The following is a 13,400-nucleotide window of genomic DNA, read 5'->3' as shown; positions in this document are numbered from 1 at the left end:
ATGGGCTGGGCATGATTATCGAGTTCCGCTGCGACCGTGAGAAAGCACGGCTCTGGATGAACCGCGAGACGCTGCGCGTCAACGATCAGGACATTCCGGTTCAAATCGCCTGGACTGCAACGGCGGAGTCTCGGCCAGCCGGCCTGGAGATGCTGTTCGAGCTCGAACGCATGATCCTGCGCAAGGGCAAGGCCGGCGGCGCCGACAAACTGAAGACGATCCCGGAGCGGCCGCACGCTGGCAACGCCGACGTGGTGATCGATTTCACCAGTGGCAAGCGGGAGGCGAACTCGTCCGCCAGACTGTATCTCCGTCCACGCTTCAACGGCTGCGCCGGAGAAAATGCGGCGCTCGCGGCCATCGTCGCGGGCGACCTGCCGGTGATCGAGATCGTCAATGAGCTCGACGGCACGGTGATGGATCGCGGCCATCCGTCCGCCGAAATCGCAGCGGGGTTGAGCGGCGGGCTCGACACGGTGATGGCGCGAACCCTGGGCATGCTGTCGGCTGTCCTATCGGACGCACCGCGACTGACGCCGCAATTGGCCGCACCGGCGGGCAGCAGCGCGGCGCCAAGCCCGACCCGCTATGTCGCGCGCGGCCTGGCGGCTTCGATCGCCAAGGAGATCTATCGGCTGTGCTGCTACGCGCCGCATTGGCATGTCGGCTGGCGCTACAGCGAGAGTGCGGACGTCTGGCGGACCGGGGACCTCTCCGGCCCGGCCTGGAACGTGCTCGGCGATCCCGGCAACCGCTTCTACGCCGATCCGTTTCCGGTGAAATGGCAGGGACGAACCTTCGTCTACTTCGAGGACCTCGCCCACCGCACCGGCAAGGGCATCATTTCCGCGATCGAGTTCGATGGCCACGGACCGGTTGGCAGTGTGCTGCCGGTGCTCGAGGAACCCTGGCATCTGTCCTACCCGTTCCTGATCGAGGACAATGGCGAGCTCTGGATGATCCCGGAGAGTACGGCGCATCGCGATGTGCCGCTCTACAAATGCGTCCGCTTCCCGGACAGATGGGAGCGCCACGCGACGCTGCTGACCGGGCTCGAGCTCGCCGACGTGACCATCACGCGGCACAACGGCCTGCACTACATGTTCGGCGCCTGGCGCGACGGCACCGGTGGATATTCCGACACGCTGGCGATCTACTATGCCGAGCGGCTGCTCGGCCCGTGGCTGCCGCATGCGAGCAATCCGGTGCTGATGGATCGCGCCACGGCGCGGCCAGCGGGAAACTTCGTCACCGTCAATGGCGCGCTGTGGCGGCCGGTGCAGGATTGCTCAAACGGCTACGGCGCGGCGCTCGGGCTCGCGGAAATCCTCGAATTGTCGCCGACGACATACAAGCAGGCCGTTCGGCACGTGCTCAAGCCGGGGCCGCTGTGGAACGGCCGGAAGCTGCACACGCTCAACCGCTGCGGCCAGCTCGAGGTGATCGACGGCTCGCGAATTCAGCCGAAGACCACGGCCTTCCTGGGCGGACGTCGCTCGGCCGATCCGTCATCGCAATGGGATTGGCACAGCGCACTGGCGAAGCCGATCGCGAGGCGGCTGCACTGAAGCGCGATGAGATCGGGTCAATCGTCACCGTGCTTTGGCGCGCCGCCGCGCTTTGATCACTTCGGATCGGCGCTCAGCACGCCGCCGAACTGCTCCCACGAGCTTCCTGTCCAGCGCTGCAGCTGCAACTGGGTGTAGGCCATGCTGTTGTCGGGCCCGGTGTTGATCGCAATGCCGGGCATCATCGTCGGCAGCACCAGCCCCTTGATGTTACGCGCCTGCTTGACGATGTTCTCGCGCGACAGGTCGTCACCACATTGCTTCAGCACCTGCTCCAGAATCTGGCCCTGCTGGGTGCCGAACAGATAGTTGTTGTCGGCAATGTCGGCGCCGACGAGATATTTCTCGAAATGCGCGCGATACCACTTCATGCCGGGATCGTCGTCCCACCTCTTGTCGGTCGGATCCTTGGTGATGGTCGCCGCCACGACGCCCGCCGCCTTGTCCGCGCCGGCCGGCACGATGGTCGCCGAAACCGAGCTCGACACGTAGTTGATGATGGTGAGCGGCGTCCAGCCGATCTCGGCGGCCTTCTTGATCGCCTGCGCCGCGAATTTCGGCGTGCCCGCGACCAGGAATGCCTGCGCTCCCGACGCCTTGAGCGTCACCACATGGGACTCGATCGTCGGCTCGGTCACCTCGTAGGACGACGCCACCACCTTCCTGTCGAAGTCGCCCTTCAGCGCTTCCTTGAATGCCCCCACGAAATCGCGACCGAGATCGTCGTTCTGGTAGAGGATCGCGATCCTGGCGTCGGGCGCCGTCTGGGTGATGTACCGTGCGTAGATCTTGCCTTCGGTGTTGTAGCTCGGCAGCCCCGTGGTGGTCATCGGATAGTCGGCGAAGTTCGTGAACTTCGACACCCCGCTCACGACGAAGAGATGCGGCACCTTCTTGGAGTTGACGTATTTGATCGTCGCGGCGATGGCCGGCGTGCCGAGCGGGCCGAACAGGAATGCGACCTCGTCGCTCTCGATCAGCTTCCTGGTCTGCTCGACCGACTTCGGCGGCGTATACGCATCGTCATAGGTGATCAGGTTGATCTTGCGGCCGTTGATGCCGCCGCGATCGTTGATCGACTTGACGTAGGCGATCATGCCTTTGCCGGTGTTGCTGAGCGGCGATGCCGGGCCGCTGAACGGGAACGTCGCTCCGATCTTGATTTCCGATTCCGTGACGCCCGGCGTATCGGCCGCGACGGCAGCGGTCATGAACGCCGCGAGCACCGCAGCGGATAATGCAAGCTTTCCAAACAACATCGAATTCCCCCTTATGTTCATGATTGATTGCACGGACCGCTGTTGCGCGAACCGCTACCAATTTTCTCCGAACGGCCGCAGCTCGACATTGAACGACCACGCGCTGCGGTCCTGATGCACGACGTGCCAGATCTCGCTCGCGATCGCGCTCGGCTTGATGAAGAAATCGTCCGGCCGCTCCGGCCAGCGCTTGCGCGTCCATTCCAGGTCGATCACGGCATCGACCACGACATAGGCGACGTGAACGCCCTGCGGCCCGAGGTCGCGCGCCATCGCTTCGGCAAGGATTCGCTGCGCCGCCTTGGTCGGCGCGAATCCGGCGAAGCCGGCCTTGCCACGCAGGGCCGAGGTGTTGCCGGTGGCGACGATGGCGCCGTTGCCGGCGCCGATCATCGCCGGGGCGAACCGCCGCGCCAGATACAACAATCCCATGGTATTGACCTGGAAGTTGCGATTGAGCATCGCCGGATCGATCTCGCGGAAGCTGCCGAACCCACCGCCGACGGCATTGTGGATAACGACGCCGGGGTTGCCGAGATCGCACTCCACGGCGGACGCCACCGCATCGATCTGCGCCGGATCCGAGACGTCGCACCGATAGGCCTTCGCGTCCGGCAGCTCCTTTTCGAGCGCGGCCAGGCGCTCCTCGTTCCGCGCCAGCATCGCCACGCGATAGCCGCCCTCGGCAAACCGCCGTGCGAGTGCCGACCCCGTGCCGGGTCCGACGCCGGATATCAGACAGACAGGTGCGGTCATGCGATCCAATCTCCGCGTTGCAGGCTTCCGCCGCCCAGGTCAGGCGGCCGCCTTCGACTGCAATTTTTCGACATAGGGCTTGAGGTCCGGCCTGAAATGCGCGTGCTCGACCAGCCGGGCAAAATGAGCAAAGGCCAGCGGGTATTCCTGCTGCACGCCCGGATGCAGGATCCTCTCCAACCCCCGCTCGCGCAGTTGCGCGGCCCGCGCATGCTCGTTCATGAACAGCGCCAGCTCGGCCGCGAAGCAGATGTCGGCGAGCGAGATGATGTTTCCGACCAGCGTCTCACGCTGGGGAGACAGCGCCTGTTCGATACCGGAAGCATAGATCGCGAACGCTTCCCTGGCGCGCGCATGAATAGCGGCATCGACCGTGCCGCCCGACAGGGCGAGAAGATAGATCTGCGAGTCCCTGGCAAAGACCAGGCTGACATCGAGAAAGCCGTCGATCCTTGACGCTTCGTAGGCGTCGCGGCCGTAGAGTGGAAACTTCGCATGGCCAAGCCGCGCCACCGTGCGCATGATGCTGTTTGACTCGAAGATTCCGATCTTGCCGTCGGGGCCGAACGCGGCGGGCACGGTGCCGAAGGGCTGTGCTTCCATGAACGCTTCGGTCTTGAGCAGCTGCGCGCCGGTCAAGCCGACCCGCCCGCGCCGCGCCAGCGACGACAGCGAGCTGCGCTCGTCCTCGGCCAGGGGGCGGGCATCATAGTCCCACAGCCAGTCGCGCAATTCCTTGCTCGGCGCACCCCTGACTTCGACGTCGACGCCGCAGAACCGCGCGGCGATGGTCGCCTTCCAGACGCGTGGATTCGGCAAATATGAGAATATCCGCAGGTCGGCCATCGGAATTGCTCCGGATGTGAAAGCTCAGGCAGCGAGCTTGAGGATCTTGACGACGTCGGCGGGCTCGCGGATCGGCTGTGGATTTGCCCGGGTGAAGATCGACAGCATCGCGTTCCTGCCGATCAGCTCGAAACGGTCCTCGGAAACGCCGACATCGGCGAGCCGCCGCGGCAGGCCGAGCTCGGCGATGAACGCGGCGAACGCCTCCCCGGCGTCGCGCCCGGGCGCACCGAGCGCGGCTGCGATCGAGGTTTGGGCTGCCTCCGTGGCGGGCCGGTTGTAGCGCAGCACGCTTGGCATCATCACCGCCGTGCAGAAATAATGCGGCACGTCGCAGGTGCCGCCGAGCACGTGACCGATCGCATGGCTCGCGCCCATCGGCACCCGCGACTGCAAGCCGAAGGCCGAGAGCCAGGAACCGAGCTGGCAGTTCAGCCTGGCCGCTTCGTCGTCGGGGTTCTCCCTGGTGCGCAGCAGGCCGTAGCGCAAATAACGCAGGCCCTGCTGGCACACGGCATCGACCAGCACATTGGGACGGCTGGAGCAGATCGCCTCGATGCCGTGATCCATCGCGCGCGTTCCGGAGCCGAGCCAGAGCTTTTCCGGCGTATATTTCGTGATCGCGGGATCGAGGATGATGGCGCGCGGCATCATCATCGGGTGATTGAATATCTGCTTCAGCTTACGGCCGGTGTCGGTGACCAGCGCGCCGGAGTTGTACTCGCCACCCGACAGTGTGCTCGGGATCGCGATCATCCGCACCTTCGGCGTCCGGAACGGCCCGAAGCGGCGCTCCGGGGTGGTCTCGAAACCGTCGAGCCCGGCCGGCTCGAAGATCTCGTTCTCCATGCACATCAGCACGATCTTCGCCGCGTCCACCACCGAGCCGCCGCCGATCGCAACGACTAGGTCGGCTTTGGCCTCGCTGGCCTGCCGCGCGATCTCTGTCACCACATCTCTCGTCGTGTGCTGCGGCACGCCATCGAAGGTCGCGGCGTGACGCTCGCCGAGCGCCTTGCGGATCTTCTCGATCTCGTCGGTCGTGGTGTTCAGCGTCCGGCTGGCGATCAGATAGACGCGGCTGACGCCGAGCCGTTCGGCCTCCTCACGCAGCGCTTCGGCCGCCGGCTTGCCATAGATCACGGATTCCATGGTGGGATATTGATGGCTGCCGACGACGCGCATGCGGTTCACTCCCTCGGTGTATCCGTGATCCCCGGTCAATCAGCTCGAGAGCTTGGAAAAGTCCGGGGGACGCCGCTCGGCGAACGCCGCAAACGCCTCGCGCGCTTCGGGCGTGCTCAGCCGCTCCTTGAACAGCAGGCTTTCCTCGGCGATCTGGGCTGCGATCCGCTGCTGCTCGCGCATCAGTTTCTTGGTGAAGCTGAGCGAACCTGCCGGCCGCTTGGTCAGCGCAACCGCCGCGTCATGCGCCTTCTTGCGCAGCTCGCCCTGCGGCACCACCGCATTGGCGAGCCCGGACGCCACCGCTCCCGCCGCATCCATCGGCTCGCCGAGCGCGAACATCGCGTAGGCGCGGGCGTGCCCGATCCGCAGCGGCAACAGCCAGCTCGACGCCGCTTCCGGCACCAGCGCGAGATTGACGAACGGCGTGATCAGCCGTGCGTTCTCGGCAAGATAGACCAGGTCGCAATGCAGCAGCATCGTGGTGCCGACGCCGACGGCATTGCCCTGCACCGCGGCCACGATCGGCTTGCCGACCTTGCTGATGGTCTCGATGAAGTGATGCGCGGGACTATCGACCGCCGCCTCGCCACGCGCCTGACTGGCGAAATCGGCCAGATCATTGCCGGCGGTGAAGCTGTCGCCCTCGCCCTGGAACAGGATGACGCGAACCGATGCATCCGCTTCCGCCTTGTTGAGCGCGTCGGACATGGCGTTGTACATCGCGCCGGTCAGGGCATTCTTCTTCTCCGGCCGCTGCAAGGTCAGCGTCAGCACGCCGTCTGCGATCTCGGTCTTGACATGCTCGGTCATGATCATCTCCCTCAGGCGACCGCGCGGGCCGGCTTGGTTTCGAAGGTGCCGTCGAGGAAGCCGGTCAACCGCTGGCGGATGATCTGCTCGGCCTCGGCCATGATCCGATCGATCAGCTCCTTGACCGTCGGGATGTCGTTGATGAGACCGACCACCATGCCGCAACTCCAGGCGCCGGCATCCATCTGGCCGTCGATCATCACCTTCGGGTAGACGCCGGCGACCTGCTCGTGGATGTCCTCGATCTTCAATTTCGCGCCCTTCTCGCGCTCGACCTCGAGCAGTTCGTCGACGCCCTTGTTCTTCAGCACGCGCTCGGTGTTGCGCAGCGCGCGCATCACCAGCACCGTGTCGAGTTCGGTTGCCTTGACCAGCGCCTGCTTCACATTGGGATGGACCGGCGCTTCCTTGGTCGCGATGAAACGGGTACCCATGTTCATGCCGGCGGCGCCCATCGACAGCGCCGCGACCAGGCTGCGGGCATCGGCCATGCCGCCGGAGGCGACGAAGGGGATATTCAGTTCGTCCGCCGCACGCGGCAGCAGAATCATGTTCGGAATGTCGTCCTCGCCGGGGTGGCCGCCGCACTCGAAGCCGTCGACGCTGACTGCGTCGCAGCCGATCTTCTCGGCCTTCAGCGAATGCCGCACCGAGGTGCATTTGTGGATCACCTTGATGCCGGCGGCCTTCAGCGCCGGCATGTACTGCTCGGGGCTGCGGCCCGCGGTCTCCACCGCCTTGATGCCGCCCTCCTTGATCGCCGCGATATATTCCGGATAGGGCGGCGCGGTGAAGCTCGGCAGGAAGGTGAGGTTCACGCCGATCGGCTTGTCGGTCATGTCGCGGCAGCGCGCGATTTCCTTCGCCAGCAGCTCCGGCGTCTTCTGGGTCAGCCCAGTGATGATGCCGAGGCCGCCGGCGTTGGACACCGCAGCCGCCATCTCGGCAAAGCCGACATAGTGCATGCCGCCCTGGATGATCGGATGCTGGATGCCGAACAGTTCAGTGATCGCTGTCTTCACGTCTCTCTCCCCGCGTTGCCGATCAGTGGATGATTTCGAACAGGCCGGCCGCACCCATGCCGCCGCCGATACACATCGTGACCACGCCGTACTTCGCCTTGCGCCGCCGGCCTTCGATCAGCAGATGGCCGGTGAGCCGCGCGCCGGTCATGCCGTAGGGATGGCCGATCGCGATCGAGCCGCCGTTGACGTTGAGCTTTTCGGGGTCGATGCCGAGCTTGTCGCGGCAATAGATCACCTGCACCGCATAGGCCTCGTTGAGCTCCCAGAGGTCGATGTCGTCAATCTTCAGATCGTGCCGCTTCAGGAGCCGCGGGATCGCGGCGACCGGGCCGACGCCCATCTCGTCCGGCTCGACGCCGGCGGCGACGAAACCGCGGAAGATGCCGAGCGGCTTGAGGCCCTTCTGCGCGGCGATCTTGTCGCTCATGATCACGCAGGCCGAGGCGCCGTCCGAGAGCTGGCTGGCGTTGCCGGCGCTGATGGTCTTGCCCTCGAACACCGGCTTGATCTTTGCGAGCCCCTCGGCGGTGGTGTCGGGACGCGGCCCCTCATCCTTCGAGAGCGTCACCTGCTGATAGCTGACTTCCTTGGTGTCCTTGTTGAGCACGGCCATTTTGGTCGCGAACGGAACGATCTCGTCGTTGAAGCGACCGCCTTGCAGCGCGGCGCCGACGCGGCGCTGGCATTCGAGGCTGTATTCGTCCTGCCTGTCGCGGCCGATCTTGTAGCGCTCGGCGACGACTTCCGCCGTCTCCAGCATCGACATGTACATGTCCGGCTTCATCGCCATCAGTTCGTCGTCGACGGCGTGGAACCTGTTCATGTGCTCGTTCTGCACCAGGCTGATCGATTCGATGCCGCCGCCGATCGCGATCTCCACGCCGTCATGCATCACCGAGCGCGCTGCGACAGCGATCGCTTGCAGGCCGGACGCGCATTGGCGGTCGATGGTCGTGCCGGCGACGGTGACGGGAAGCCCGGCGCGGATCGCGCCCTTGCGCGCGACGTTCATCACCATGGTGCCCTGCTGCATCGCGCAGCCCATCACCACGTCCTCGACCTCGCCGGGCGCGATGCCGGCGCGCTTCACGGCCTCGGCCATCACATGGCCGGCCAGGGTCGGACCTTCGGTGTTGTTGAGCGCGCCGCGATAGGCCTTGCCGACGCCGGTGCGCGCGGTGGAGACGATGACTGCTTCTGGGGATGACATTGCTTGCCTTTCTCGACTTAGGCGGCCGCGTCGAGCTGCGCATAGCGCAGCACGTGATAGGCGGGGTCGCCGAACTGGATGTTGATGGAGGAAATCCGCTTGAAGTAATGCCCGACATTGAGCTCGTCGGTCATGCCCATGCCGCCATGCAGCTGCACCGCCTGGTCGGCGACGAACTTGCCGGCATAGCCGATCCTGGATTTGGCGCCCGAGGCCAGCCGCGAGACGCCGGCGTCGCCGTCACTGAGACCGAGCGTGAGATGCTGCATCAGCGACAGCGCTTCCTGATGCGCGATGAACATGTCGACCATCCGGTGCTGTAGCACCTGAAAACCGCCGATCGTGGTGCCGAACTGCTTGCGCGTCTTGGAATAGTCCAGCGTCGCCGCGTTGAGCTCGTCGATCGCGCCGACCGCCTCGGCGCAGAACGCGCCGATCGCGCGGTCGCGGCAGGCCTCCAGCACGGCGACGCCCTCGCCTTCCTTGCCCACAAGCTGCCCGCGCACGCCACGCAGGCCGATCTCGGCGGCGCGGCGGCCGTCGATGGTCTTGAAGCTTTGCAGGTCGAGATTGGCGGCGCGGCGATCGACCACGAACAGGCTGACGCCACCGCGGTCGTGGCGATGCCCGGAGGTTCGGGCGGACACGATGAGATAGTCGGCCCAGGGTGCGGTCATCACAGCGGTCTTCTCGCCGGTCAGGACATAGTCGTCGCCGTCGCGACGCGCCGTGGTGGTGACGGTGGCGAGATCGAAGCGCGAGCCTTTCTCGGTCCAGGCCAGCGCCCAGAGTTTTGTTCCGGCGATGATATCAGGGATGAATGCCTGCTTCTGCTCGCCTGACCCTGCCTGCGCGATCAATCCGCCGCAAACCACGACGGTCTCGACGAAGGGCTCGACCACGAGATGGCGGCCGAACTCCTGCATGATGATCATGGTCGCGATCGGCCCGCCGTCGAGCCCGCCGACATCCTCGGAGAACGGCGCAGCGAGCAGACCGAGCTCGGCGAACGCTCCCCATCGCTTACGGCTGAAACCGTCCTCGCTCGCGACGATCTTGCGGCGGGCGTCGAAATCATACTGGTCGCGCAGCAGCCGCTGCACGCTGGATCGCAACAATTCCTGCTCTTCCGTGAACTGGATATCCATCCGATCCTCGTTGCCTGCTGCTAGAGACCAAGCACCGCTTTGGCGATGATGTTGCGCTGGATCTCGTTCGATCCGCCGTAGATCGAGAGTTTTCGCGCGTTGAGGTATTTCTCCGACGCCGTATGGCCGTAGTCCGGCCCCGGCATGAAATGGTTGGCGCTGACCGGATGCTCGCGGATCGCAAGGCCGTAATTGCCGATCGCGCGATGGGTCAGTTCGGTGATGTTCTGGAAAATCTCGGTGCCGCGGATCTTGAACAGCGATGCTGCCGGTCCCGGATCGATGCCGCGCGCCATCTGCGCCACGACGCGCAACTCGGTCGCCTCCAGCGCCAGCACGTCGAGCTCGACGCGGGCGATGTCGCGGATGAACTCCAGATGCGCCGGATCGTCCTCCGGAATCTCAGCCTTCACGATCTTTTTCAGGCGTTGGATGTAGCGCGTCGAGCGGCCGATGCCGGCCATGCTGGTGCGCTCATTGCCGAGCAGGAATTTGGCGTAGGTCCAGCCTTTGTTTTCCTCGCCGATCAGGTTCTCGGCGGGGACGCGGACATTCTCCAGGAAGACGTCATTGACCTCGTGCGAGCCGTCGATGGTGATGATCGGGCGCACGGTGACGCCAGGCGTCTTCATGTCGATGAGCAGGAACGAGATGCCGGATTGCGGCTTGGCGGTCGGATCGGTCCGGACCAGGCAGAAGATCCAGTCGGCGTGCTGGGCCAGCGTGGTCCAGGTCTTGTGGCCGTTGACGACATAATGGTCGCCATCGCGCACCGCCTTGGTGCGGACGGTGGCGAGGTCGGAGCCGGAGCCGGGCTCGGAATAGCCCTGGCACCACCAATCCTCGCCGGAAAGGATACGCGGCAAGTACTTGCTCTTCTGTGTGTCGTTGCCGAAGGTATAAATGACTGGACCGACCATGGTGACGCTGAACGCCAGCGGCGGCATCGTGCCGGCGCGCGTGGTCTCCTGTTCGAAGATGAAGCGGCGGGTGATCGACCAGCCGGGTCCGCCATGTTGCTTCGGCCAGAGCGGCGCGATCCAGCCCTTCTGGTGCAGGATGCGATGCCACAGCAGCATCTGCTCCTTGGAGAGATCAGTCTCCGGATTGGCGACGCGCATCTCCGCCGGGTAGTTGTCCTTGATGAAGGCGCGAACCTCGTCGCGAAACGCGGCGTCTTCAGGGGATAGCGCGAGCTCCATCGGACCTGCTCCCTACCACTTCTCGCCGAATGGCCGGATCTCCAGCTCGAAGGTCCAGGCGCTCTTCGGCTGCTGGTAGAGCTGCCAGTAGGACGCGGCGACCGAGGCCGGCGGCATCAGCAGGTCGGGATTGTCCAGCGCGTTCGGGCCGAGCGCCTCGATGCGCCGCTGCCGGACCCATTCGGTGTCGACACCGGAGTCGATGATGAGGTGCGCGACATGAATGTTCTTCGGCCCCAATTCGCGCGCCATCGCCTGCGCCACAGCGCGCAGGCCGAACTTGGCGCTGGCAAACGCGGCATAGCCGCTGCCGCCGCGCAGCGATGCGGTGGCACCGGTGAAGAAGATGTTGCCGCCGCCGCGCGGCAGCATCAGTCGCGCCGCCTCGCGCCCGGCCAGGAAGCCGGAATAGCAGGCCATCTCCCACACCTTGCGGAACACGCGTTCGGTGGTCTCCAGGATCGGGAAGTTGACGTTGGCGCCGATGTTGAAGATGACGACCTCCAGCGGCGCATGCTTGTCGGCATCATTGAGGAAGGAGATGATCTCCTCCTCCTTGCGCGCATCGAGCGAGCGGGCATGGATCTCGCCGCCGGCAGCCTCGATATCCTTGACCAGCGGCGCCAGCTTGTCGCCGTTGCGGCGGCCAGCAAAGATCGTGAAACCCTCGGATGCGAATTTCTTGGCGATTTCGCCGCCGATGAAGTCACCGGCACCGATAACGGCCACCGTCCTGTTTCTCTTCTGCATGGCGTTCTCCGGCCTGTGTGCTGGTCTAAGCTCGTTCTCCGAACGCTGCGTCAGCTGCGCAGCGACTCGGCCAATTTGTGCTTCAGGAGCTTGCCCGTCGAAGTCGCGGGCAGCGCATCCATCAGGATAATCTCGGACGGGCGCTTGTACGAGGTGAGTTGTGGGGCGACATGCGCCATCAGGTCCTGCACCGTCGCCGTCGAGCCCTTGATCAGCTGCACGAAGGCGACGACTTCTTCATTGCCCTCGACCTGCCGGCCGACCACGGCGCATTGCACCACGGCATCATGCGTGCTCAGCACCGCCTCGATCTCGGCGGGATAGACGTTGAAGCCGGAGCGGATGATCATCTCCTTGGTCCGCCCGACGATGTACATGGCGCCATCCTCGAAACGCGCGAGATCGCCGGTGTTGAACCAGCCGTGGGTATCGATCGCCTTCGCGGTCAGGTCCGGCGCGCGGTAATAGCCGCGCATCACATTGGGGCCGCGGACGTGCAGCTCGCCGACCGCGCCGTCCGCGGCCGGACTGCCGTCGTTGCCGACCAGCCTGGCCTCGATGCCGGGCATGATCGTGCCGACGGCATGGTCGGACCGCGGGCTGCCGGGGCGCACGCCGGAGATGCCCGGCGAGCATTCGGTGATGCCGTAGCCATTCAGCAGCGGCAGGCCGAGCTCCTGCTCGACCCGCGATTTGAGCTCGAGGTCGAGCGGCGCGCCGGCGACCGAGATCACGCGCAGTTTGCCGCGGCCGAGCTTCGGCAAGCCGGCGTTGCGCCGGTATTCGAGCAGCCGCTGATAGGTCGCAGGCACGCCGTTCAGGATGGTGATGCCCTCCTGCGTGATCGCCTTCACCAGCGCGGCGGGATCGTATTTTGCGACCAGACGCACGGTGGCGCCGACCATCAAGGTCATCGTGAGCAGCGAGATGCCGACGATGTGCGAGATCGGCAGCACGCAATATTGCACGTCATCGTCGGCCATCTTGCGGAACGAGGCGGTGGCGCGAGCGCTGAACAGCAGATTGCGGTGGGTGAGCATGACGCCCTTCGGCGTGCCCGTGGTGCCCGACGTGTAGATCAGCACCGCCACCTGGCTGGCGCCGTCGGCCTCGAGCGGCTCGGCGACGGTCGCCAGGTTGAGGCTGGTGACGGCAACGCCACGCAGCGGGCCGATATCCTGCACGGCTGCCTGGTAGCGATCGGCGTGGGCGGCGGCCTCCTGCGAGACATCAGACGTCAGGAACACGCGCCGCGCACCGCTGTGATCCCTGATCTGGTCCAGCTCGCGCGCCGACAGCCGCGGATTGACCACGATCGCCCAGGCGTCGAGCCGGCTCGCCGCCAGCAGCAGGCAAGCCAGCGGAACGGAATTCTCGCTCACGATCATCATGCGGTCGCCGGCGCGGATGCCGAGCGCACGCAGCGCCTCCGCAACACCGCTCAAGGCGCGATCGAGCTCGCGATAGGAGAGCCGCACCTTGTCGTCGATCAGCGCCGGATGATCCGGCGTCGCGGCGACGTGCGCATCCATCACCTCATGGATGCGGTTCGGCAAACCTTCCACACTTCCTTCCAACTCGGTCAACGCGTCCACCGAAACCTCCCTGCGACGGCCTTGCGGCCTGTTTTATTTCCGG

Annotated in this window: 12 protein-coding genes; 1 reads left to right on the top strand and 11 read right to left on the bottom strand. The window is 65.2% G+C overall.

Going from position 1 to position 13,400, the window contains the following annotated elements:
* Positions 1-11 precede the first annotated feature (11 nt).
* On the top strand, positions 12-1,568 hold the full coding sequence (locus IC762_RS07480; RefSeq protein WP_195788160.1) for a glucosamine inositolphosphorylceramide transferase family protein: 1,557 nt from the start codon (positions 12-14) through the stop codon (positions 1,566-1,568).
* A 56-nt stretch (positions 1,569-1,624) separates the two neighbouring features.
* On the opposite strand, the gene IC762_RS07475 is transcribed toward IC762_RS07480, so the two are convergent.
* From IC762_RS07475 to IC762_RS07425, 11 genes are read right to left on the bottom strand one after another with little or no spacing between them, the layout of a single operon-like run.
* On the bottom strand, positions 1,625-2,827 hold the full coding sequence (locus IC762_RS07475) for an ABC transporter substrate-binding protein (RefSeq protein ID WP_195788158.1): 1,203 nt from the start codon (positions 2,825-2,827) through the stop codon (positions 1,625-1,627).
* Between the two features lie 54 nt (positions 2,828-2,881).
* Entirely contained in the window at positions 2,882-3,583 is a 702-nt protein-coding gene (locus IC762_RS07470) for an SDR family NAD(P)-dependent oxidoreductase (RefSeq protein WP_195788156.1), read from the bottom strand.
* A gap of 39 nt (positions 3,584-3,622) precedes the next feature.
* Entirely contained in the window at positions 3,623-4,402 is a 780-nt protein-coding gene (locus tag IC762_RS07465; protein ID WP_246801464.1) for a glutathione S-transferase, read from the bottom strand.
* Between the two features lie 51 nt (positions 4,403-4,453).
* A complete protein-coding gene (locus tag IC762_RS07460; RefSeq protein WP_195788152.1) occupies positions 4,454-5,614 on the bottom strand; it encodes an iron-containing alcohol dehydrogenase in 1,161 nt (386 codons plus the stop codon).
* Positions 5,615-5,653: 39 nt separating this feature from the next.
* Positions 5,654-6,427, bottom strand: a complete 774-nt coding sequence (locus tag IC762_RS07455) for an enoyl-CoA hydratase-related protein (protein WP_195788150.1) — start codon at positions 6,425-6,427, stop codon at positions 5,654-5,656.
* 11 nt (positions 6,428-6,438) lie between these two features.
* Positions 6,439-7,449 (bottom strand): NAD(P)H-dependent flavin oxidoreductase, encoded by a 1,011-nt coding sequence (locus IC762_RS07450; RefSeq protein ID WP_195788149.1) that lies wholly within the window; start codon positions 7,447-7,449, stop codon positions 6,439-6,441.
* A gap of 22 nt (positions 7,450-7,471) precedes the next feature.
* Positions 7,472-8,662, bottom strand: coding sequence for an acetyl-CoA C-acyltransferase (locus IC762_RS07445; protein WP_195788147.1), 1,191 nt, complete (start codon positions 8,660-8,662; stop codon positions 7,472-7,474).
* 17 nt (positions 8,663-8,679) lie between these two features.
* A complete protein-coding gene (locus IC762_RS07440) occupies positions 8,680-9,810 on the bottom strand; it encodes an acyl-CoA dehydrogenase family protein (RefSeq protein ID WP_195788145.1) in 1,131 nt (376 codons plus the stop codon).
* 20 nt (positions 9,811-9,830) lie between these two features.
* The gene (locus tag IC762_RS07435; RefSeq protein ID WP_195788143.1) at positions 9,831-11,012 is read right to left on the bottom strand and encodes an acyl-CoA dehydrogenase family protein; all 1,182 of its coding nucleotides are present in this window, start codon (positions 11,010-11,012) and stop codon (positions 9,831-9,833) included.
* Positions 11,013-11,024: 12 nt separating this feature from the next.
* Positions 11,025-11,762 carry an SDR family oxidoreductase gene (locus IC762_RS07430; protein ID WP_195788141.1) on the bottom strand — a complete coding sequence of 246 codons (738 nt, stop codon included), beginning with the start codon at positions 11,760-11,762 and terminating at the stop codon, positions 11,025-11,027.
* 50 nt (positions 11,763-11,812) lie between these two features.
* Complete coding sequence (locus IC762_RS07425; protein WP_349629750.1) at positions 11,813-13,357, bottom strand: class I adenylate-forming enzyme family protein; 1,545 nt, start codon at positions 13,355-13,357, stop codon at positions 11,813-11,815.
* Positions 13,358-13,400: the final 43 nt, after the last annotated feature.

Origin of the sequence: Bradyrhizobium genosp. L, assembly GCF_015624485.1 — a bacterium.
Lineage (GTDB): Bacteria > Pseudomonadota > Alphaproteobacteria > Rhizobiales > Xanthobacteraceae > Bradyrhizobium.
The sequence above is the reverse complement of the archived record's forward strand: the minus strand, read 5'-3'. Positions and strand labels throughout refer to the sequence as shown.

Coding starts and splice junctions, on each gene's coding strand:
- IC762_RS07480 (WP_195788160.1), top strand. CDS start 12: ATGATTATCGAGTTCCGCTGCGACCGTGAGAAAGCACGGCTCTGGATG.
- IC762_RS07475 (WP_195788158.1), bottom strand. CDS start 2,827: ATGTTGTTTGGAAAGCTTGCATTATCCGCTGCGGTGCTCGCGGCGTTC.
- IC762_RS07470 (WP_195788156.1), bottom strand. CDS start 3,583: ATGACCGCACCTGTCTGTCTGATATCCGGCGTCGGACCCGGCACGGGG.
- IC762_RS07460 (WP_195788152.1), bottom strand. CDS start 5,614: ATGCGCGTCGTCGGCAGCCATCAATATCCCACCATGGAATCCGTGATC.
- IC762_RS07455 (WP_195788150.1), bottom strand. CDS start 6,427: ATGACCGAGCATGTCAAGACCGAGATCGCAGACGGCGTGCTGACGCTG.
- IC762_RS07445 (WP_195788147.1), bottom strand. CDS start 8,662: ATGTCATCCCCAGAAGCAGTCATCGTCTCCACCGCGCGCACCGGCGTC.
- IC762_RS07440 (WP_195788145.1), bottom strand. CDS start 9,810: ATGGATATCCAGTTCACGGAAGAGCAGGAATTGTTGCGATCCAGCGTG.
- IC762_RS07435 (WP_195788143.1), bottom strand. CDS start 11,012: ATGGAGCTCGCGCTATCCCCTGAAGACGCCGCGTTTCGCGACGAGGTT.
- IC762_RS07430 (WP_195788141.1), bottom strand. CDS start 11,762: ATGCAGAAGAGAAACAGGACGGTGGCCGTTATCGGTGCCGGTGACTTC.